This is a genomic window from Flavobacterium xanthum, from assembly GCF_900142695.1.
Taxonomy (GTDB): domain Bacteria; phylum Bacteroidota; class Bacteroidia; order Flavobacteriales; family Flavobacteriaceae; genus Flavobacterium; species Flavobacterium xanthum.
Map to the genome: position 1 here is coordinate 53285 of NZ_FRBU01000015.1, position 21518 is coordinate 74802.

At 35.2% G+C, this 21518-nt stretch carries 15 protein-coding genes; 7 read left to right on the top strand and 8 right to left on the bottom strand.

Annotated elements, in window-relative coordinates:
* Positions 1 to 508: 508 nt before the first annotated feature.
* From BUC11_RS08195 to BUC11_RS08205, 3 genes are read right to left on the bottom strand one after another with little or no spacing between them, the layout of a single operon-like run.
* A complete protein-coding gene (locus tag BUC11_RS08195) occupies positions 509 to 1144 on the bottom strand; it encodes an NAD(P)H-dependent oxidoreductase (protein ID WP_073353192.1) in 636 nt (211 codons plus the stop codon).
* 28 nt (positions 1145 to 1172) lie between these two features.
* Positions 1173 to 1595, bottom strand: coding sequence for an organic hydroperoxide resistance protein (locus tag BUC11_RS08200; RefSeq protein WP_073353194.1), 423 nt, complete (start codon positions 1593 to 1595; stop codon positions 1173 to 1175).
* 2 nt (positions 1596 to 1597) lie between these two features.
* Entirely contained in the window at positions 1598 to 2017 is a 420-nt protein-coding gene (locus BUC11_RS08205; RefSeq protein WP_073353196.1) for a MarR family winged helix-turn-helix transcriptional regulator, read from the bottom strand.
* A gap of 847 nt (positions 2018 to 2864) precedes the next feature.
* On the opposite strand from BUC11_RS08205, the gene recG reads away from it, so the two are divergent.
* The 6 genes from recG (at position 2865) to BUC11_RS08235 (ending at position 12781) form a co-directional block, all read left to right on the top strand.
* Positions 2865 to 4976, top strand: coding sequence for an ATP-dependent DNA helicase RecG (gene recG, locus BUC11_RS08210; protein WP_073353198.1), 2112 nt, complete (start codon positions 2865 to 2867; stop codon positions 4974 to 4976).
* 311 nt (positions 4977 to 5287) lie between these two features.
* A complete protein-coding gene (locus tag BUC11_RS08215; RefSeq protein ID WP_073353199.1) occupies positions 5288 to 6346 on the top strand; it encodes an efflux RND transporter periplasmic adaptor subunit in 1059 nt (352 codons plus the stop codon).
* Positions 6347 to 6414: 68 nt separating this feature from the next.
* The gene (locus BUC11_RS08220) at positions 6415 to 9510 is read left to right on the top strand and encodes an efflux RND transporter permease subunit (protein ID WP_073353201.1); all 3096 of its coding nucleotides are present in this window, start codon (positions 6415 to 6417) and stop codon (positions 9508 to 9510) included.
* 70 nt (positions 9511 to 9580) lie between these two features.
* The gene (locus BUC11_RS08225) at positions 9581 to 10894 is read left to right on the top strand and encodes a TolC family protein (protein ID WP_073353202.1); all 1314 of its coding nucleotides are present in this window, start codon (positions 9581 to 9583) and stop codon (positions 10892 to 10894) included.
* Between the two features lie 26 nt (positions 10895 to 10920).
* Positions 10921 to 11784 carry a bestrophin family protein gene (locus tag BUC11_RS08230; RefSeq protein WP_073353205.1) on the top strand — a complete coding sequence of 288 codons (864 nt, stop codon included), beginning with the start codon at positions 10921 to 10923 and terminating at the stop codon, positions 11782 to 11784.
* A gap of 73 nt (positions 11785 to 11857) precedes the next feature.
* On the top strand, positions 11858 to 12781 hold the full coding sequence (locus BUC11_RS08235; protein WP_073353206.1) for an AraC family transcriptional regulator: 924 nt from the start codon (positions 11858 to 11860) through the stop codon (positions 12779 to 12781).
* Between the two features lies 1 nt (position 12782).
* Here BUC11_RS08235 and BUC11_RS08240 read toward each other — a convergent pair whose 3' ends face one another.
* From BUC11_RS08240 to BUC11_RS08250, 3 genes are all read right to left on the bottom strand, one after another.
* On the bottom strand, positions 12783 to 13157 hold the full coding sequence (locus tag BUC11_RS08240) for a DUF779 domain-containing protein (RefSeq protein ID WP_073353208.1): 375 nt from the start codon (positions 13155 to 13157) through the stop codon (positions 12783 to 12785).
* 68 nt (positions 13158 to 13225) lie between these two features.
* The gene (gene adhP, locus BUC11_RS08245; protein ID WP_073353209.1) at positions 13226 to 14260 is read right to left on the bottom strand and encodes an alcohol dehydrogenase AdhP; all 1035 of its coding nucleotides are present in this window, start codon (positions 14258 to 14260) and stop codon (positions 13226 to 13228) included.
* Positions 14261 to 14324: 64 nt separating this feature from the next.
* Positions 14325 to 15830: an aldehyde dehydrogenase family protein gene (locus BUC11_RS08250; RefSeq protein ID WP_073353211.1), complete on the bottom strand. Its 1506-nt coding sequence runs from the start codon at positions 15828 to 15830 to the stop codon at positions 14325 to 14327.
* A 265-nt stretch (positions 15831 to 16095) separates the two neighbouring features.
* On the opposite strand from BUC11_RS08250, the gene pheT reads away from it, so the two are divergent.
* Entirely contained in the window at positions 16096 to 18516 is a 2421-nt protein-coding gene (gene pheT / locus BUC11_RS08255) for a phenylalanine--tRNA ligase subunit beta (protein WP_073353212.1), read from the top strand.
* A 124-nt stretch (positions 18517 to 18640) separates the two neighbouring features.
* Here the strand turns inward: pheT and BUC11_RS08260 are convergent, their stop codons facing one another.
* Together BUC11_RS08260 and rpsA are read right to left on the bottom strand one after the other, a co-directional pair.
* A complete protein-coding gene (locus BUC11_RS08260) occupies positions 18641 to 19195 on the bottom strand; it encodes a fasciclin domain-containing protein (protein WP_073353214.1) in 555 nt (184 codons plus the stop codon).
* Positions 19196 to 19562: 367 nt separating this feature from the next.
* The gene (gene rpsA / locus BUC11_RS08265) at positions 19563 to 21341 is read right to left on the bottom strand and encodes a 30S ribosomal protein S1 (RefSeq protein WP_073353216.1); all 1779 of its coding nucleotides are present in this window, start codon (positions 21339 to 21341) and stop codon (positions 19563 to 19565) included.
* Positions 21342 to 21518: the final 177 nt, after the last annotated feature.

Below are 21518 nucleotides of genomic sequence, written 5' to 3' on the forward strand. Positions count from 1 at the left end.
TGTCATTTTTTAATTGATTATTTGTTCAGGCGCTGGAATAATCAAAAATAATATACTTCTTTCTTATTATAAAAGTACATCAGCAGCAGTTTATTTGTTAAAATTAGTCTCAAGATTACATTTGTAATATATAGAGCTCATTGAACTGTTATATCAAAAAATAATTAGCTACTATCTTGTTTATAACACCTTACACTTGATAATACTACATTCTAATAATTTTCGCACTTTATAATAAGTGTAAAAATTATCCACGACAATGCCTATTATTTTTTATCTTGGATTAATTTTGATTTTTCGTGGTTTCCAAATATAGTACTAATAAGTTTAAATTTTTATGTTACAATACTTTCCCAAAATTATTCCTAAATAAACGCACCTGTTTCCATTTTCCTGTAATCGCTTAAAAAAAATAAAAAAAAGCCTCCAACAAAACATTGTTTTGGTGGAGGCTTTCACTACTAAAATGCAACGTGAATTAGTAACAAATTGCAGTAGTTTAAAAATATTATTTAAAGTCTAGTACAAATTCCTCTTTAGGTGTTCTCACTTTTTTCATTGGAGCAATCCAATCGTTTGGTGTATCGGCGTAGCCTACATACATTAGCGAAACACTTTTTAAACCTAATTTATCTAGTGCTAAGATTTCGTCAACCACGCTGTTATCAAAACCTTCCACTGGTGTGCTGTCTACTTTTAGTTCAGCGGCTTGCGCCAAAGAAAGTCCAAGAGCAATGTAGGTTTGTCTGGCAATGTGTGCGAAGTTTTCTTCAGCAGGTTGTGCGAGATATATTTTCTTAAGCATATCCGTATAGCTATTAAAACGCCCTTGTGGTAAACCGCGCTCTGCTGTAGTGTAATCGTATACTTTATCAATGCGCTCAGCCGTGTAACGATCCCATCCAGCAAAAATCAAAACATGAGAACAATCTCTCATGCACTCTGGATTCAGTGCTCCTTTAACCAGTTTTTCTTTTAGTTCTTGGTTTTCAACAACAAGCACTTGAAAAGGTTGTAATCCTGAAGAAGTAGGTGCCAAACGTGCCGCTTCTACAATTTTATCAATATCTTCTTTGCTTACTTTTTTGGTAGCATCGTATGCTTTTACAGCGTGTCTCCAGTTTAAATCTTCTAGTAAAGCCATTGTATATTTCTATTTTTTAATAAGTCAATTAGTTGTTTGAAACGGTTAGCGTAACTAACATATTTCCTCTCGTCGCATTAGAATAAGGACACACTTGATGCGCTTTTTCTATTAAATCTTGCGCTACGTCTAGTGTTACTCCGGGAATAATTGCATGCAAAGCGGCTTCCAAACCAAAACCTCCTGCGTCATTTTGTCCAATGCTTACACTTGCGGTTACGGTTGTTTCACCGGTTTGGATGTTTTCTTTTTTTATTACCAAGTTCAAGGCGCTATCAAAACAAGCCGAATAACCTGCAGCGAAAAGCATTTCTGGGTTGGCATAATCATCATTGGCTCCGCCTAACGCTTTTGGATATCGTACTTCTAATGCTACAATTCCGTTTTCGCTTTTTACTTGTCCGTTTCTACCGCCTGTTGCAGTAGCTTGTGTGGTATACAATGTTTTCATCTTTATTTTTTTGCTATTTTAGTAATTATGTTTTTTAATAGTAACAAATCCTCCGCAGAAACATTCATAGCTTCCATTAACTGTTGCGGAATACAAGCTGCTTTTTCTTTTAGTGCTACCCCTTTTTCAGTCAATGAAATGTTGACGATTCTTTCATCAACAGTGCTTCTGATTCGGGTTACAAACGCCTTTGTTTCCATTCGTTTTAATAATGGCGTGAGCGTTCCACTATCTAATTTTAGTTTGTCACCAAGCTGATTAACGGTTTGCTCTTTGTATTCCCATAAAACAAGCATCACTAAATACTGCGGATAAGTCAACTCAAGCGCCTCCAACAATGGACGGTATTGATTGATGATCTCCTTTGCGAAGGCGTAAACGGGAAAACAAACTTGCTCGCTGATGTGTAGTTGGTCTTTCATGGTTTGTTTATTATGGTACAAAGATAGTTTTAATTATATTGTGTACAATTTAATTGATTACAATTAATATAAATTTAACTCGTGATGGTTTTTATTTCATGGCTATTTTTTCAACATATAAGACAGGTAAGCTTTTTTTTTCGGAAAGATTCACTGATAAAAAATAAGATTCACTAAGCTGCTATTTAAACATATAAGGCATATAAGTGCATGTAAGTTTTAAACTCAGACAAATACAGCAACGGTTGTCGTTCCAAAGGAATCGCTACTAATTGAGTTTGGTTTCTTTTAAACATTTAAGACATGTAAGTTTTTCTTTCGTAAAGTCTCAGAGAGAAAGAAATAAGATTTACGAATCTGGTTTTTAACATATAAGTCATGTAAGTAAGTATCAGTTTTAAGCTTAAACAAATGAAGCAACGTTTATCATTCCTGATGAATCGATGGCAGTGCCTCTCCTTAAAAATAGAGTCCTTATATCCAAAAGTTCTTTCGAGTTCTAAACGTTTTTAGCCTTGATAGCAGTGGAAAGCCTTTGCGAGGTGAAAACCATTTTTTTCTGGTTAAGGCAGAGCGACCGCAGGAAGCTCCTGCCCTAACCTAGAAAAAAGGTTTGAACCTGCAAAGCTTGAAACGGATAGCGAGAATAGCTACTAAGGAAAAAATATTTCATGGTAGCTGAAATGACATACGTTATTTTGACTCTATTGCTATTGCCAATACCTAATTTTTTGATCCTTTGTGATTTTCTATTTTGCAAACAAAAAACTATCTTCGTACTTTGCAAGAAAGAAGAATTTTGACTTTAAAGGTGTGGTTCTTTTTGCAGTTTTCCAAATAATTTAAAATGTCTGTTAACAACCTCCTCCTTACTCCTATAGAATATTTAAAAGGCGTTGGTCCCAATCGGGGCGAATTGCTGCGTAAAGAATTGGGAATTTACAAGTATGTGGATTTAGTGAATTTTTTCCCCAACAGATACATTGACCGAACGCGGTATTACAAGATTAACGAACTGCAAAACAACAGTGCCGAGGTTCAAATAATCGGTAAAATCATCAACATTAAAACGGTTGAATTTGGCAGAAATCAAAAGCGTTTGGTCGCAACTTTTGTGGATGATACGGGTCAAATGGAACTCGTTTGGTTTCAAGGTCACAAATGGATTCGAGAGAGCTTAAAGCTCAATGAAATTTGTGTGATTTTTGGGAAATGCACCTCTTTTGGAAGTACATTCAATATGGCGCATCCGGAAATTGAGTTGATGAGCGAGCATGAAAAAAGCTTGCGTTCCGCCATGCAACCGGTATATCCTTCGACAGAAACCTTGACGAATCGAGGGATTTCAAATCGAGTGATTAATAAAATGATGCAGCAATTGTTTCTTGAAACACAAGCGTTGTTTACGGAAACATTACCGGATTATTTAATCAACGAGTTGAAACTGATTCCTAAAAAAGCGGCTTTATTCAATATTCATTTTCCAAAAAGCACCGAAGTTTTGGCGAAAGCTAAATTCCGATTAATATTTGAAGAATTGTTCTTTATTCAGTTGCAATTAATCACAAAAAATCTCATTAGGAAACACAAAATAAAAGGACACCCATTTTCTATTGTCGGTAACTATTTTAATGATTTTTACCAAAATCACTTGCCTTTTCAGTTGACCAATGCTCAAAAAAGAGTAATCAAAGAAATACGAACGGACATGGGAAGCAACGCCCAAATGAACCGTTTGCTGCAGGGTGACGTAGGTTCCGGAAAAACCATTGTGGCTTTTATGAGCATGCTTTTGGCACTTGATAATGGATTTCAGGCGTGCTTGATGGCGCCCACGGAAATCTTGGCAAATCAGCATTTTATTGGCTTATCAGAATTAGCCGAGACTTTAAATATAAATATCCGAATCCTAACGGGTTCTACTAAAATAGCACAACGCCGAATTATCCATGAAGAATTGGAAAACGGTACGTTACATATCCTTATCGGAACGCATGCTTTACTAGAAGATAAAGTAAAATTCAAGAATTTAGGACTAGCCGTAATTGATGAGCAACACCGTTTTGGCGTAGAACAACGCTCTAAATTGTGGAAGAAAAATGTGATTCCGCCACACGTTTTGGTAATGACCGCCACGCCTATTCCACGAACATTAGCAATGAGTTTGTATGGCGATTTAGACATTTCAGTAATCGATGAATTGCCTCCAGGACGTAAACCAATTCAGACCGTACATCGTTTTGACAGTAACAGATTAAAAGTTTGGAAATTCCTTCGGGACGAAATTGCTTTGGGACGCCAAATTTATATTGTATATCCGTTAATTCAGGAATCAGAAAAAATGGATTTCAAAGATTTGATGGACGGTTATGAAAGTGTTTCCAGAGATTTTCCATTGCCACACTATTCGATTTCTATTCTCCACGGTAAAATGAAACCAGCAGAAAAAGATGCCGAAATGAAACGTTTTTCGGAGGGAAAAACCAATATTATGGTAGCCACCACCGTAATTGAAGTCGGAGTCAATGTTCCTAACGCCAGTGTGATGATTATTGAAAGTGCGGAACGTTTTGGGTTATCGCAACTGCATCAGCTTCGAGGTCGTGTGGGTCGTGGTGCAGAACAAAGTTATTGCATCCTGATGACGAGTCATAAATTGAGTTCCGACAGTAAAACCCGGATGGAAACCATGGTACAAACCAATGATGGTTTCGAAATTGCTGAAGTCGACTTAAAACTTAGAGGTCCCGGTGATTTAATGGGAACGCAGCAAAGTGGGGTGCTAAACCTTCAAATTGCCGATTTGGTTCGCGATAGAGATACTTTGGCGCTAGCCAGAAATTATGCTTTAAAATTACTCAAGGAAGATGCAGGAATGCAAAAACCAGAGCATGCCGCTTTAAGAGTTGTTTTCATCGAAATGACTAAAAAGAAAAATATTTGGAATTATATTAGTTAATTTTCGTCTGGCAACTATTTTTTTAAAATATATGGTTTGGCTTGGACGAATTGATACGTTTATTTGATTTCATTTTTACAATAAGTCCTTTTGGAAAAACTATTTTTCAATTGTTGATTAAACTAATGCTATTTTATGGAGTCCTATGGTCAATGATTTTATTGTTTTGCATCAAATTACCTATAGAAATTAAATATTTGTATGTACAAACGTTAAATAAAAATCAACATGATCACAAATATCGTTTCTAAAACCTAAATTTGTTTTTTAACTATATATACTGAAACCTAATCCTACTTTATATTACACTTATGAAAATTAAATACTTAGTTTATGCCTTTTTAACTATTGGAATCATTGGCTTTATTGGTTACAGAATAACAGAAAATAAAAGTGGCGAAGGAGATGCTAAAGATTCCAAAGGAAAAGGCAAATCCATGAGCGTAAACGGAATTGTGGCAACACCGGCAACTTTTGACAATAATTTATCCCTTTCTGGTTCTATTGAAGCGAATGAACAAGTTGAAATCCGAAGCGAAGTTTCTGGAATTGTTGAAGGTATTTATTTTAAGGAAGGAAGCAACGTGAGTAAAGGACAAGTACTTTTTAAGGTAAATGATCTAGAGTTAAGAGCGCAGTTGAGACAAACTTCTACTAGAGAAGGACTAGCCTCGGAAAACGAAAGAAGAGCCAAACTGCTCTTGCAAAAAGAAGCCATCAGTCAAGAAGAGTACGATTTAGCAAGAGCGGACTTAAAATCGGCACAAGCTCAAAGCCAATTGATAAAGGCGCAAATTGCAAAAACATCTGTTAGAGCACCATTCTCTGGTAGAATTGGATTGCGTTCTATTTCACCTGGGACTTATATTACACCTGCGATATTGGTAGCAAAATTAGTAAATACTGGAAAACTAAAAATCACTTTTTCGATACCTGAAAAATATGCGAGCCAAGTAAAAACGAATACGACACTCACCTTTAAAGTGGCAGGTTCTGATGAAAAATTTAGCGCTACAGTGTACGCTATTGAACCAGAAGTAGCCATCGCAACAAGAACATTACAAGTTCGTGCTATTGCAGATAATAAAACAGGTAAATTATTACCAGGAACTTTTGCAGATGTCGAATTGCCTTTGGACATTATAAAAGATGCTATAGTAGTTCCTACTGAAGCCATTATCCCGATACAAAACGGTAAAAAAGTTTTCATTTCCTCAAATGGTCAAGCCAAAGAAGTAATGATAGAAACGGCAACGAGAACAGATGCTACCATCTTGGTTCTTTCTGGTTTAAAAGCAGGCGACACAGTAATTACCAGCGGTGTCATGTCCTTAAAAAACGAAACTCCAGTGACTGTTACAATTAAATAGATTGAGATATTGAGTTCCTGCAAAGCAATTTAAAGTCTAACATCAGCAATTAAAAATCTAAAATCTAAATGAGTTTATCCACAACAAGTATTAGAAGACCTGTATTTACCATAGTAATCAATTTAGCCATCGTTTTGTTTGGTTTAATTGGATACACCTTTCTTGGCGTTCGAGAGTTTCCATCAATTGATCCTGCGCAAGTTTCCATTCGTACCAATTATACTGGTGCAAATGCGGATATAATCGAATCCCAAATTACGGAACCGCTTGAGAAAGCGATCAATTCCATTGACGGAATCAGAAATGTGACCTCTTCCAGCGCACAAGGAAGCAGCAACATTACGATTGAATTTAATTTGGATAAAAATTTGGAGGATGCAGCTAACGATGTCCGCGACAAAGTATCACAAGCCGTTAGAAACCTTCCACAAGATATTGATTCTCCTCCAGTAGTTTCGAAAGCGGATGCCAATGGCGATGCCATTATTTCGATGACCGTTCAAAGTGATACACGAAATGCACTAGAGCTTAGTGATTATGCTGAAAATGTCATTTCACAAAGGCTTGAAACCATTCCTGGTGTGAGTGGTGTCCAAATTTGGGGCCAAAAAAGATATGCGATGCGGTTGTGGATTGATCCAGTAAAACTGGCTTCGTATGGCTGTACCGTTTCTGAAGTACGAGATGCATTAAACAAGCAAAATGTTGAATTACCGTCCGGAAAACTAACCGGTGATAATACCGAATTAACGGTAAAAACAGTGGGAAACCTTTCTACTGCTGCCGAATTTAATAATATTATAATTCGTTCTGAAGGGGAAAAAGTAGTACGTTTTAGTGATGTAGGAACCGCAATTCTTGGACCTGAAAATACAGAAACTAAAATGACACAATCTGGAGCACCGTTAGTGGGTGTTGCAATTGTGCCACTACCAGGGGCCAATTATTTAGATATTTCGACTGCTTTTTATAAAGAATTTGAAAAATTAAAAAAGGATTTACCAAAAGACATCAAGCTAAATATTGCTATTGACAATACGATTTTTGTAAAAAAATCAGTTATTGAAGTGGCTGAGACCTTAGGGATTTCCATTATTTTGGTAATCTTGATTATCTATTTATTCTTTAGGGATTGGGCTATTGCGTTTAGACCTCTAATTGATATTCCAGTTTCATTGATTGCTACGTTCTTCATCATGTGGCTTTTTGGTTTTTCCATTAATGTATTGACATTATTAGCCATTGTTCTGGCAACAGGATTAGTGGTTGATGATGGAATTGTAGTCACCGAGAATATTTTCAAAAAAGTAGAAGAAGGCATGACGCCAATCGAGGCAGCCATCAAAGGGTCTAACGAAATATTCTTTGCGGTAATTTCAATTTCAATCACCTTAGCAGCGGTATTTCTTCCAGTAATTTTCCTCGAAGGATTTGTCGGTCGACTGTTTCGGGAATTTGGAGTCGTCATTGGTGCTGCCGTTTTGATTTCGGCATTTGTATCGTTGACTTTAACCCCAATGTTAAATGCCTATCTCATGAAAGGTGGCGAACAAAAGAAATCCAAATTCTACATTCGAACAGAACCTTATTTTCAAAAATTAAATAGCGGTTATGCCAGTTCCTTAAGCAGTTTTATGAAAAAAAAATGGTTAAGTTTCCCTATTCTTATTGCGTGTTTTGGGTTAATCTATTTGTTTTTTAACCTTTTGCAAAAAGAAACAGCACCGTATGATGATCGCAGTGGTTTTGTATTGCGAATGACCACACCGGAAGGATCTTCTTATGAATACACGGATCGCTTCATGCAAGATGTATCAAAATTAGTAGATGACTCTATTCCCGGAAAAAAAGTAGCGTTGGTAATTACCTCCCCTGGTTTTGGATCTTCTTCCGTTAACAGTGGTTTTATCCGCGTATCATTAGTTCAACCCAATGAAAGAACTGATTCTCAAAAAGAAATTGCAGAGAAATTAACCAAGTGGACTAAGCAATATCCCGATGCAAAAACCTCTGTCATTGAGCAACCAACTATCGCAGTAAACCGACGCGGTGGATTACCGATTCAATATATTATTCAAGCACCCAACTTTAAAAAACTGGAAGAAAAAATTCCTCTTTTTATGGATGAGGTGAGTCAGAACCCGACCTTTGCAGTTAGTGATGTAAATTTAAAATTTAATAAACCTGAGGTTAATGTCACCATTGACAGGGAAAAAGCCGAAAGTCTTGGAATATCCGTGATTGACATTGCACAAACATTGCAGCTTTCCTTGAGCGGACAACGCTTTGGATACTTTATGAGGAATGGAAAACAGTATCAGGTTATTGGACAATTTGACCAAAAAGACCGTTCAAAACCATTGGATTTAACCTCGATGTTTGTAAAAAACAATATGGGACAATTAATCCAAATGGATAACGTGGTGAGCATCGAAGAAAAAAGTAATCCGCCGCAACTATACCACAACAACCGTTATATGGCTGCAACGGTTTCTGCAGGTCTTGCTCCAGGCAAAAGTATCAGCGATGGAATTGATGCAATGAACGAAATAAAAGCCAAAGTTCTTGATGATACCTTTACAACTGATTTAGGGGGAGAATCCAGGGATTTTGTCGAAAGTAGTTCGAATACTGCCTTCGCATTTGGATTGGCTTTATTGCTAATATTTTTAATTTTGGCAGCACAATTTGAGAGTTTTATTGACCCTTTCATTATTATTCTGACCGTCCCAATGGCAGTTGCAGGAGCTTTATTCTCCTTGTGGTTGTTTGACCAAACGTGGAATATTTTCAGCCAAATTGGAACTGTAATGCTTATTGGTTTGGTAACCAAAAATGGAATCCTAATTGTCGAATTTGCAAACCAACTTCGAGAACAAGGCAAACCAAAATTAGAAGCCATTTTAGAAGCTTCAGAAGCGAGATTGAGGCCGATTTTAATGACAAGTTTAGCAATTTCACTGGGTGCGTTGCCTATTGCCTTATCCTTAGGAGCTGCCTCAACCAGTAGAATTGGAATGGGAGTTGTTATTGTTGGGGGAACTATTTTCTCGCTTGTTTTAACTTTATTTGTAATACCAGCCATGTATTTAATGTGGTCGAAAGCTCGTAAACATTATCCTGAATTTGACCATATTGAAGAATATGAGAAAGAAGTTAAATAATATGAATGGAACCCTGATGTCTGGGATTATAAATCATTTACAATAATAATCCCAGTCAAAAAATAAAAATATGACATACTCTAAAATACTATTGCAAAGCTTTATATTACTCTTTTTTTGTGTAATTGAAACCAATGCACAAGAAGTCTTAACACTAGAAAGTGCGGTAAAAATTGCCTTGGAAAACAATTATGAAATAAAAATTGCTACCAACAGTTTGACCATTCAAAAAACAAACGTGGCCATTGGAAATGCTGGAATGCTACCCACTGTTACCGCAAATGTTTTAGATAATAACAGTATTCAGAATAGTTCTCAAACACGTCAGGATGGTACTGAAAACGAGTTAGATAATGCCAAAAATAATAATTTGACCTACGGTGTTGGCTTGGATTGGACTATTTTTGATGGACTAAGAATGTTTGCCAGAATGGATCAGCTGAAAGAATTACAAAAGTTAGGCGAAGCACAATTAAAGCTGACCTTAATAACAAGAATTAGCGATGTGAATGCGGCATATTACGATTTAGTACAACAACAACAACAATTGGCGGCATTGGACACAACCATCGTCATTTCCAACCAGCGCTTGACATTGGCTAAAAATAGATTTACCATTGGAAAAGCATCTAAATTAGAAGTTTTGAATGCACAAGTAGATTTGAATACAGATCAAGTAGCCTTGCTAAGACAAAAAGAGTTGTATGCTAATAGCAAAATCTTACTAAATCAGTTAATGGCTAGAGAGGTCTCCACCGATTTTAAAGTGATTGATGTACTGGAAGTCGATTCCCTATTATTATTACCAGAACTCAAAGCTTTAGCGGAGAAACAAAATCCACAATTAGAAGCCCAAATTATTAATAAAAAAGTGGCCGAATTAGAATTAAAGCAAATTAAAGCGGCACGTTATCCTACAATTCGAGTAAATACTGCCTACAATTTTTCAGAAAGTCAATCCAGTCTTGGTTTTGTAACGCAATCCCAATCCAGAGGTTTTAATTATGGTTTTAGTGCTTCTTTGAATCTATTTGATGGTTTTGCACAAAATCGAAATGAAAAAATCGCCAAGATTCTTATTGAAAACTCTAAATTGAGCATAGATCAGCAAAATTTAGCACTAAATTCACAATTATCTACTTCTTATCAAACGTATTTGACTAATTTAGAATTGATTGGTTTAGAAGAAAAAAATGAGTCAATTGCCAAACAAAATTTAAATATTACTTTAGACAAATTTCGAATTGGAACCATTACCACGTTAGAATTCAGAACGGCACAATTGAATTATGTGAATGCCAAAGTGCGCTACAGCAACGCTCAATTTCAAGGTAAATTATCTGAAATTGCACTTCGTGAATTAGCTGGCAATTTAATTTTTTAATATACTTTTGTAAATAAAAATTTAGAATGACTTCGTATAATCCCAAAGACTGGATCAGTTTTATTTTCCAATTAAGCAAAGGGGACACCTTTCGAAAACTGATACCAATGATGGTTATTATCGGAATTTATTCTGGTGGAATTGGCTATTTAGAGATTGAATATTGGCATTTACCAGATAGTAGCCATGTCAAAAATATTTCAATAATGCACGGAATGTTAGGTTTCGTAATCTCCTTATTGTTAGCTTATCGTACCAACACTGCCTATGATAGATGGTGGGAAGGCAGAAAATTATGGGGCGGACTAGTAAATAACAGTCGGAATTTAGCAATCAAATTATCAATCATATTGCAGGATGAAAAAGACCGTAATTTTTTTCGCAAAGTGATTCCCAGTTATGCCTCCATTTTACATAAACATCTAAATGATAGTGATACGGGAAGACAATTGTTTGATGATGTCGATTTAGAAATTGATCATCACAAACACAAACCCAATCAGGTAGCCAAAATATTATTTCAAAAAATTAATGATTTATATGTTTCCAAGAAAATTACAGGAGACCAATTGATTATTTTGAATACTGAAATACAATCTTTTACAGATATTTGCGGGGCTTGTGAACGAATAAAAAACACGCCTATACCCTATTCTTACAGTGCTTTTATAAAAAAATTTATTTTTATTTATGTTCTTACTTTGCCTTTTGGATATGTCTTTAGCCTTGGTTATTATGTAATTCCAGTAGTCGTATTTATTTTTTATGTTTTAGCGAGTTTAGAGCTTATTGCTGAAGAAATCGAAGATCCGTTTGGAACTGATGCTAATGATTTACCAACTAGGAAAATGGCAGAAAACATTAAAAAACATGTTGAAGAGTTAATTTAAATTTTGTTAAACACCACTATCATTCTAATTATTTTCATTAAATTTAAGCTTTGACTTTTTAAAGTTTAGATCTATGAATAGTAACCGCGCTTTTATACAACCTCCGCACCTCTCCAACGAGAAATCATTAAAAACATTAGTAGAAAATAGAACTGTTTATTCCTTGAACCATTGTGAACTCAATCTTTTTGAAACCTACGAATCTTCGACATTAGTTCCTTTAAAATTCAATGATTTAGTAGTAACCAGCATGTTGCGAGGCAAAAAAGTAATGCACCTTTTTGATGATCCGAGCTTTGTATATCTACCAGGAGAAACTGTAGTGATTCCTTCGAATGTGGAAATGAAAATTGATTTTCCAGAGGCTTCTAAAAACAATCCTACCCAATGTTTGGCTTTGGCGATAGACCAAAAAAAAATAACTGATACCTTACAATTTTTGAATGAGCGCTATCCAAAAGAGGGAAATGATCAATTCTGGCAATTAAATTACCAGAACTATTTCTTTTATAACAATGCAGCATTAGCCACAACCATTACTAAATTGATAAAAGAATGTATGAGTACTTCAATAACCAAAGATGTTTTGGCCGACTTGACTTTGCAGGAATTATTGATTCGCATTATTCAAACTCAAACTGTCAAAGCAATTGAAGATGGACTTTTTATAGATCCAAAGAATCCTATTACCGACGTTGTAGCCTTCATCCGGTTGAATTTGAAAGAAAACTTTAACATGAAACATTTGAGTGAAAAAGCATGCATGAGCACAACTTCTTTTTATCGATTTTTCAAAAAAGAATTAGGGATGAGCCCAATTGAATTTGTAATTAATGAAAAAATGAGATGTGCTAAACAATTACTCCAAAATCCTACGATTCAAATTAATGAAGTTTGTCACATGTCTGGTTTTGAGGATTGTAATTACTTTATTCGCTTATTCAAGAAACATGAAGGTATTACGCCCAAACAATACCAGTTATTGTGCGTAAATTAAATTATTCAATATAAGTAACAGGTTCAAGCGATTGTTCTTCTTCTGGAGTAAAAATGCGATATTCGATTCGGAATGTTTTTTTTAACGGGGTTTCTAATGAAAATCCTCCTACTCCAAAAGCATCAATTACATCTAAAGTAAAATGTGCATGTTTCCAGTATTCAAATAAATCCTTGTCTACCCAAAACTCCGTATTTTCGACTAAACCAATGCATACATCGCCCAGTCTTTGATAAAAACCTCCTTTTTCAAAACATTGTGGTTGCGTTCCTTCACAACAACCGCCGGCCTGATAAAACATTAAATCTCCGTGTTTTGCCTGCAAAATGTTTATTAATGCTATTGCCTTTTCGGTGGCGTCAATTCTTTTTACCATCTTTTTATTGGTATTGATAAAAACAGAAAACTTATGCGAACACAAATTTTCTGTTTTACTAATTTATATTATTGCTTGGCAATTTCAAGTACAACACGTCCTTCAATTTGTCCTTTTTTCATTTTGTCAAAAACATCATTTACATCTTCTAACTTTGCTGATGTAACGGTTGCTTTGACTTTTCCTTCCACCGCAAATTGAATCGCTTCCTGTAAGTCTTTTCGTGTTCCTACAATAGAACCCCGAATTGTAATTCTATTTAATACTGTATCAAAAATCGACAAATCAAAATTTCCAGGAGGAAGTCCGTTCAGGGCCATGGTTCCTTTTCTTCTTAAGGTTTCTAATCCTTGTTTAAAGGCGATAGGAGAAACAGCCGTAATTAAGGCTCCGTGCATTCCACCAACTTCTTTTTTAAGAAATTCTCCAGGATTTTGATTTTTAGCATTTATTACTAAATCAGCGCCTAATTTTTTTGCTAACTCTAATTTATCATCCGCAATATCAATGGCGGCAACATGCATTCCCATAGCTTTTGCATATTGGACCGCAACGTGACCTAAACCACCTATTCCCGAAATAGCTACCCATTCCCCTGGTTTAACTTCCGTTTCTTTTAATCCTTTATAAACAGTAACCCCTGCGCAAAGGATAGGTGCCATCTCCAAAAAATTCACATTCGAAGGTAAATGCCCAACGTATCGTGCATCGGCAATCACATATTCGGCAAAACTACCATCTACACTGTACCCTCCATTTTGCTGAGTGTCACACAATGTTTCCCAACCAGTAATACATTGATCACAGCCACCACAAGCACTATACAACCATGGCACTCCAACAGCATCCCCTTCTTTGACATTCTTTACATCTGGACCTACCGCTACAACATATCCTACTCCCTCATGTCCTGGAATCAATGGCATTTTTGGTTTAACTGGCCAATCCCCTTCAATGGCGTGTAAGTCGGTGTGGCAAACACCACTTGCTATTACTTTTACTAAAATTTCATTTCGACCAGGACGTTTAACTTCTACTTCTTCAATCTTTAAAAGTGACCCAAATTCTCTAATCACTGCAGCTTTCATTGTTTTTGGTAACATAATATGTAGATTTATAAAAAAAAAGAAAGCTCTTTCACTTTCCTTTTTCAATTAATAATTCATTCTAAAAGAAACCTAATTTCTTTTTATCGTAAGAAATTAGCATGTTTTTTGTTTGTTGGTAATGTGCTAGCATCATTTTATGATTCTCACGGCCAATTCCAGACTGTTTATATCCTCCAAACGGGGCTCCCGCTGGATAAGAATGGTATTGGTTTATCCAAACACGACCCGCTTGAATCGCTCTTGGAACCTGATAAATTTCGTGTGCATCGCGCGTCCAGAGTCCAGCTCCCAAACCGTACATTGAATCATTTGCAATTGCAATTGCTTCTTCAGTGGTTTTAAAAGTAGTAACGGCTAAAACAGGTCCGAATATTTCTTCTTGAAAAATACGCATTTTGTTGTGTCCTTTGAAAAGAGTCGGTTTGATATAATATCCTCCTGCTAATTCCCCTTCCATGTGATTTTCTTCCCCTCCTGTTAATAATTCAGCTCCTTCTTCCTTTCCTAGTTTAATATAGGAAAGTATTTTTTCTTTTTGAACCAAAGAGGTTTGCGCACCCATCATCGTCGTTCTATCCAACGGATTTCCCATCTTGATGGCAGCAGTTCTTTCGATAACTTTAGCAATAAATTTATCATAAATTGCTTCGTGTACTAATAATCTGGAAGGACAAGTACATATTTCACCTTGGTTTAGAGCAAACATGACAGCACCTTCAACTGCTTTGTCAAAGAAATCATCATCAGCATCACCAACAGATTCCATGAAAATATTAGGTGATTTTCCGCCTAATTCTAGTGTAACTGGAATAATATTTTCAGTAGCATATTGCATAACTAAACGACCTGTAGGAGTCGAACCAGTAAATGCTGCTTTTGACACTTTTTTATTAGTTACCAAAGCTCTACCCAACTCGGCCCCAAAACCATTCACAATATTTATAACTCCCGGAGGAAGAATATCCCCAATCAATTCCATCAATACTAAAATAGAAATTGGAGTACTTTCTGCGGGTTTTAGTACCACCGTATTTCCTGCCGCCAAAGCTGGAGCCAGTTTCCAAACTGCCATTAAAATTGGAAAATTCCAAGGAATAATTTGGGCAATTACTCCTAAAGGCTCACTCAAAGCTATAGAAACAGTTTGCGAATCCAATTCGGCAATTGAACTGTCCTCGGCTCTGATTACACCAGCAAAATAACGAAAATGGTCAATGGCTAAAGGAATATCTGCAGCTAAAGTTTCCCGTATCGCTTTTCCATTATCTATGGTTTCAACTGTTGCAATGTATTCCAAATTATCTTCGATAACTTGAGCAATTTTATTCAATAAGTTACTGCGTTCCGTAGCAGAGGTTTTTCCCCAAGTTTGAAAAGCATCATAAGCTTTGTCTACAGCAAATGCTACATCTTCCTTACTAGAGTGAGCAGCTTGCGTAAAAACTTTTCCATCTATAGGAGAAACGACGTCAAAATAGTCGCCATTTATTGGTGCTACAAATTTACCGCCGATATAATTATCATATTTTGCCTTAAATTCAGGCCTTTGCACTACATTATCCATTTGGTTTTATTTTTAGATTTACTCAAAGTTAGCTTCTTATTTATCATTAGAATAGCATTAATCATCCAACTAATAGCATTAAATTTTACTATCTGTTTTTTTAACCTAATTTTATTATTTATTTCACATTTATTTATATTTAATAATGCCAAATTAACATTTCCTACACGTCCTTACTACTCCAAATCAATTATAAAAAACAAAAAAAATTGTTTCTTACTCCAATCTGCAATCCTTATATTTGCAATCTTGAAAAAAACATAAAATGAAAATATCTTACAACTGGTTAAAACAATTCATCAAAATAGACTGGAAATCCGATGAAACTGCTGCATTACTTACGGACTTAGGTCTAGAAGTGGAAATAGTAGAAAAATACCAATCCGTAAAAGGCGGATTAGAAGGTATTGTTGTAGGGCATGTTCTTACTTGCGTCCAACATCCCGATGCTGACAGACTAAAAATAACCACCGTAGATTTAGGCAACGGTATTCCAGTACAAATTGTATGTGGTGCCAATAATGTTGCTGCTGGTCAAAAAGTACCGGTCGCTACCATCGGAACTACATTATATGATGCTGCAGGAGTTGCTTTTTCGATAAAAAAAGGAAAAATACGCGGACAGGAAAGCCACGGAATGATTTGTGCAGAAGATGAAATTGGTCTTGGTGAAAGCCATGATGGCATTATGATTTTAGACGATGCTTTAGTACCGGGAACACCTGCTGCAACCGTCTTTAAAATTGAAGATGATGAAGTTTTTGAAATCGGACTTACTCCTAACCGTGCTGATGCCATGAGCCACTTAGGAACAGCTAGAGATTTAAGAGCTGGACTTTTACAAAGTGGTATAAACGTAGAATTAATTACCCCATCAGTTAGTAATTTTAGAGTAGATAAAAGAACTTTGAAAATTGACATCGATGTAAAAGAACCTAAACTTGCCCCTCGTTATTGTGGTGTAACTATTTCAGGGATCGAAGTCAAAACATCTCCTGCGTGGTTACAAAACAGATTGAAAGCAATTGGATTAAATCCAAAAAATAATATTGTCGATGTTACTAATTATGTTTTACATGAATTAGGACAACCACTCCATGCTTTTGATGCTGCAAAAATTAATGGTAAAGTAATAGTGCAAACGCTTCCTGCAGGCACAAAATTCATTACCCTTGATGATGTTGAAAGAACTTTACACGAAGAAGATTTAATGATTTGTGACGAAAAAGGTCCTTTATGCATTGCCGGTGTTTTTGGTGGTAAAAAATCTGGAGTTTCTGAAAGCACCAATTCTATATTTTTAGAAAGTGCTTATTTCAATCCGGTAAGTATTCGTAAAACTGCAAAAAGACATCAATTAAATACAGATGCTTCTTTCCGTTTTGAAAGAGGAATTGACCCTACTATAACGGAATATGCCTTAAAACGTGCTGCGTTATTAATACAAGAAGTGGCAGGTGGAGAAATTACATCTGACGTTTTTAATGTCTATCCAAAGAAAATAGAAGATTTCAGCGTATTCTTAAACTTTAGTAAAGTCGCAAAAATTATTGGGGAAGAAATACCAAAAGATACGATTAAAAAAATATTAGTTTCTTTAGATATCAAAGTAAATAGTGTCTCAGATGCTGGATTAGGATTAACAATTCCTGCATATCGCGTTGATGTACAAAGAGAAATAGATGTTATAGAAGAAATATTAAGAGTATATGGCTACAACAATATTAATTTTTCTAAAAAATTAAATGCTACGGTTTCTAATTCGCCTAGAAACGAAGATTACAAAATACAAAATGTGATTGCCACCCAATTAAATTCTCAGGGATTCAATGAAATGATGGCAAATTCATTGACTACTGCATCCTACGTTGGACTTTCAGAGGATTTGAATCCAACAAACAATGTGACAATGTTAAATCCCTTAAGTGCTGATTTGTCAACAATGCGACAGTCTTTGCTATTTTCAGGATTAGAAGCAGTATCGTATAATATCAATCGTAAAAATGCCGATTTGAAATTATTCGAGTTTGGAAAAACATACCATAACTACCTTGCCGGTTATGAAGAAAAAAAGCATTTAAGCTTATTCCTTACTGGTAGCAGAAATCAGGAAAACTGGACAGCAACTCAAAAACCATCCGATTTCTTTTTATTTAAAGGGTTTGCAAATGGAATTCTTTCTCGTTTGGGCATTCAAAAAACACAAAATGTACCAGTAACTTCAGATGTGTTTTCTGAAGGGATTGCGATTAGCGTTGGAAACGAAATTCTAGTAGAATTAGGAGTCGTAAAAAAATCAATTTTAAAACATTTTGGAATCAAACAGGAAGTGTTTTATGCAGATTTTAATTGGAACTTAATTTTGAAATTACTTTCAAGCAAAATAAAATACACTGAAATTCCTAAATATCCAGAAGTTCGCAGAGATTTGGCTTTATTGATTGACCAAAGTGTAACTTATGATCGCATTTACACGATTGCCTGTCAAACGGAAAAAGCACTGTTAAAAGACATTAATTTATTTGATGTGTACGAAGGACAAAATCTTCCCGAAGGAAAAAAATCGTATGCGTTGAGTTTCACTATTCAGGACCATTCAAAAACATTGACAGATGTTCAAATTGATAAAATTATGAGCAAGTTGCAAAAGAATTTTGAAACTGAACTTGGAGCTAGCTTACGATAATAGCCCTTTATTTAAAATATTAATTCCCAATTCTAGATTTAGAATTGGGAATTTTTTTATACAAAAAAGCCCTACTAGTAGTAGAGCTTTTAAGACTAACAAAATATCAACCTCTAATTTTAAATTATTTTTTAGGCAATACCACAGCATCAACAACGTGAATCACACCATTCGATTGGTTTACATCTGCGATTGTAACTTTAGATTTTCCACCATTCTCATCAGTAATATATAAGTTTTTACCTTTCATCCAAGCCGTAAGTGTTCCACCGCTAACCGTTTTCAAAGTTGCTTTACCTTTTCCCTTTTTAATAGCTTTTGCTATATCAGAAGCGTTCATTTTTCCTGCAACTACATGGTAGGTAAGGATTGTTTGCAACATTTTTAAGTTTTCAGGTTTCAATAACGTTTCAACAGTTCCCATTGGTAATTTAGCAAAAGCAGCATTTGTTGGTGCAAAAACTGTAAAAGGTCCTTTACTTTGTAATGTTTCTACTAATCCTGCGGCTTTAACGGCTGCAACAAGCGTAGTGTGATCTTTAGAGTTTACTGCATTTTCAACAATATTTTTTGAAGGGTACATTGCTGCTCCACCAACCATTACTGTTTTTTGAGCAAAAGAAGTAGCTCCAAATACTAATGCCATAAATGCAATCGATAAAAATTTTCTAGTTTTCATAATAATCTATTTTTTAAAGTTATATAAAAGCATTTACGCACAAAGAGTAGATTTGGTTTTAAAAAAATTAAAATAATTTATAAATAATTGATTGTCAGTAAAATAAAAACATTATTTTTTTAATAGCCTGATGCAGATAGAACGTGTAAACTAGCCCTGATTGAAGCAAGTATCCTTTTTATTGTGCTTTTATAATTTTCTATTGTAAGTTAGATGTTCTGCACAATGAAAAGATACTGCGAAAAGCGGGAGGAATAGTGAAATGAAAATCAATTATGGTGCTCCTAAATAGTAAAACACCAATTTATAAAGCAAAAAAAAGCCCCACATTGCTGTGGGGCTTTACTATTTAAAAAATTTCAAGAAATTATTTTTTCTCTGATTTTTCCATTTTAGCTTTCAATGCAGCTAACATATCATTGTTGTCTCCTAAAGTTGCAGCTGGTGCATTTGTAGAAGAGTTAGATGAAGTGTTTTCAGTAGCAGTTTTCACATTTTTCTCTTCTTCTTCACGGAAGATTGCAGTGTGAGAGGCAACTACTCTTTTAAATTCTTTATTGAATTCGATTACTTTGAAATCAGCAGTTTCACCTTTTTTCAATTTCTTACCGTCTTCTTTTTCAAGGTGACGAGTAGGAATGAAAGCAACGATATCATCTCCAAATTCTACAGTAGCTCCTTTGTCAACAATTTCAGAAATTTCACCGTTGTGGATAGTTCCTACAGCGAAAGAACCTTCATACTGATCCCAAGGATTAGCAGTAGTTTGTTTGTGACCTAAAGATAATTTACGTCCATCAACATCTAATTCTAATACTACTACATCAAGTTTTTCACCAACATTTACAAATTCAGATGGGTGTTTGATTTTCTTAGTCCAAGATAAGTCAGAAATGTAAATTAATCCATCAATTCCTTCTTCTAATTCTACGAAAATTCCAAAGTTTGTAAAGTTTCTAACGATACCTGAATGTTTAGAACCTACAGGATATTTAGAAGTGATATCAGTCCAAGGATCTTGAGACAATTGTTTGATACCTAATGACATTTTACGGTCATCTCTATCTAATGTTAAGATAACTGCTTCAACAACATCACCTACTTTTACGAAATCTTGAGCAGAACGTAAATGAGTAGACCAAGACATTTCAGAAACGTGGATTAAACCTTCAACACCTTCAGCAACTTCGATGAAAGCACCGTAATCAGCGATTACAACTACTTTACCTTTTACTTTGTCTCCAATTGATAATTTAGCATCAAGAGCATCCCAAGGGTGCGCGTTTAATTGTTTCAATCCTAATTGAATTCTTGTTTTCTCATCATCGAAATCAAGGATTACAACGTTTAATTTTTGATCTAATTCAAGAACTTCAGATGGGTGGTTGATTCTTGACCAAGAAAGGTCAGTAATGTGAATCAATCCATCAACTCCACCTAAGTCAATAAAGACACCATAAGAAGTAATGTTTTTAACAACACCTTCTAATACTTGTCCTTTTTGTAATTGACCGATGATTTCTTTTTTCTGGATTTCGATATCCGCTTCAATAAGCGCTTTGTGAGATACAACTACGTTTTTAAATTCGTGGTTAATTTTCACAACTTTGAATTCCATCATTTTGTTTACGTATACATCGTAATCTCTAATTGGCTTAACATCAATTTGAGATCCTGGTAAGAACGCTTCAATTCCGAAAACGTCAACGATCATACCACCTTTAGTTCTGCATTTAACAAAACCATTAACGATTTCACCTGTTTCGTTAGCCGAAATAACTCTATCCCATGATTTGATAGTACGTGCTTTTCTGTGAGATAATACTAATTGACCTGTTTTATCCTCACGGATGTCAATTAATACTTCAACAGTATCACCTACTTTTAATGCTGGGTTGTAACGGAATTCGTTCAATGAAATAACACCTTCCGATTTCGCGTTGATATCAACGATAACGTCTCTATCTGTAATTCTAACAACTGTACCATCAACCACTTCTTCTTGATCCGTAGCGATAAATGTTTTTGAAACTAGTTCTTCGAATTCTTGTAAGTTTTTTTGATCAACTGCATCAATACCTTCTTCAAAGTTGTGCCAGTTAAAATTTGCTAAAAACTCTTCTTGTGATTTTACTTGTTCAGACATGCTGATTAAAAATTTGTATTCTGTATTCTCTCGAGTTTCTTGATGTGCCAGAAAACAGCAGAAGTTGTTTGTATAATTAATTGAACCCTAGAGGAAACTCTTATTCACCAAAAGGACTGCAAAAGTAACACATTTATGTTAAACAACAAAACTTTACAAGTAAGATAATCGATTGAT

Coding starts and splice junctions, on each gene's coding strand:
- BUC11_RS08260 (WP_073353214.1), bottom strand. CDS start 19,195: ATGAAAACTAGAAAATTTTTATCGATTGCATTTATGGCATTAGTATTT.
- BUC11_RS08235 (WP_073353206.1), top strand. CDS start 11,858: ATGAATAGTAACCGCGCTTTTATACAACCTCCGCACCTCTCCAACGAG.
- BUC11_RS08215 (WP_073353199.1), top strand. CDS start 5,288: ATGAAAATTAAATACTTAGTTTATGCCTTTTTAACTATTGGAATCATT.
- adhP (WP_073353209.1), bottom strand. CDS start 14,260: ATGTTACCAAAAACAATGAAAGCTGCAGTGATTAGAGAATTTGGGTCA.
- BUC11_RS08195 (WP_073353192.1), bottom strand. CDS start 1,144: ATGGCTTTACTAGAAGATTTAAACTGGAGACACGCTGTAAAAGCATAC.
- pheT (WP_073353212.1), top strand. CDS start 16,096: ATGAAAATATCTTACAACTGGTTAAAACAATTCATCAAAATAGACTGG.
- rpsA (WP_073353216.1), bottom strand. CDS start 21,341: ATGTCTGAACAAGTAAAATCACAAGAAGAGTTTTTAGCAAATTTTAAC.
- BUC11_RS08240 (WP_073353208.1), bottom strand. CDS start 13,157: ATGGTAAAAAGAATTGACGCCACCGAAAAGGCAATAGCATTAATAAAC.
- BUC11_RS08250 (WP_073353211.1), bottom strand. CDS start 15,830: ATGGATAATGTAGTGCAAAGGCCTGAATTTAAGGCAAAATATGATAAT.
- BUC11_RS08225 (WP_073353202.1), top strand. CDS start 9,581: ATGACATACTCTAAAATACTATTGCAAAGCTTTATATTACTCTTTTTT.
- BUC11_RS08220 (WP_073353201.1), top strand. CDS start 6,415: ATGAGTTTATCCACAACAAGTATTAGAAGACCTGTATTTACCATAGTA.
- BUC11_RS08200 (WP_073353194.1), bottom strand. CDS start 1,595: ATGAAAACATTGTATACCACACAAGCTACTGCAACAGGCGGTAGAAAC.
- BUC11_RS08230 (WP_073353205.1), top strand. CDS start 10,921: ATGACTTCGTATAATCCCAAAGACTGGATCAGTTTTATTTTCCAATTA.
- BUC11_RS08205 (WP_073353196.1), bottom strand. CDS start 2,017: ATGAAAGACCAACTACACATCAGCGAGCAAGTTTGTTTTCCCGTTTAC.
- recG (WP_073353198.1), top strand. CDS start 2,865: ATGTCTGTTAACAACCTCCTCCTTACTCCTATAGAATATTTAAAAGGC.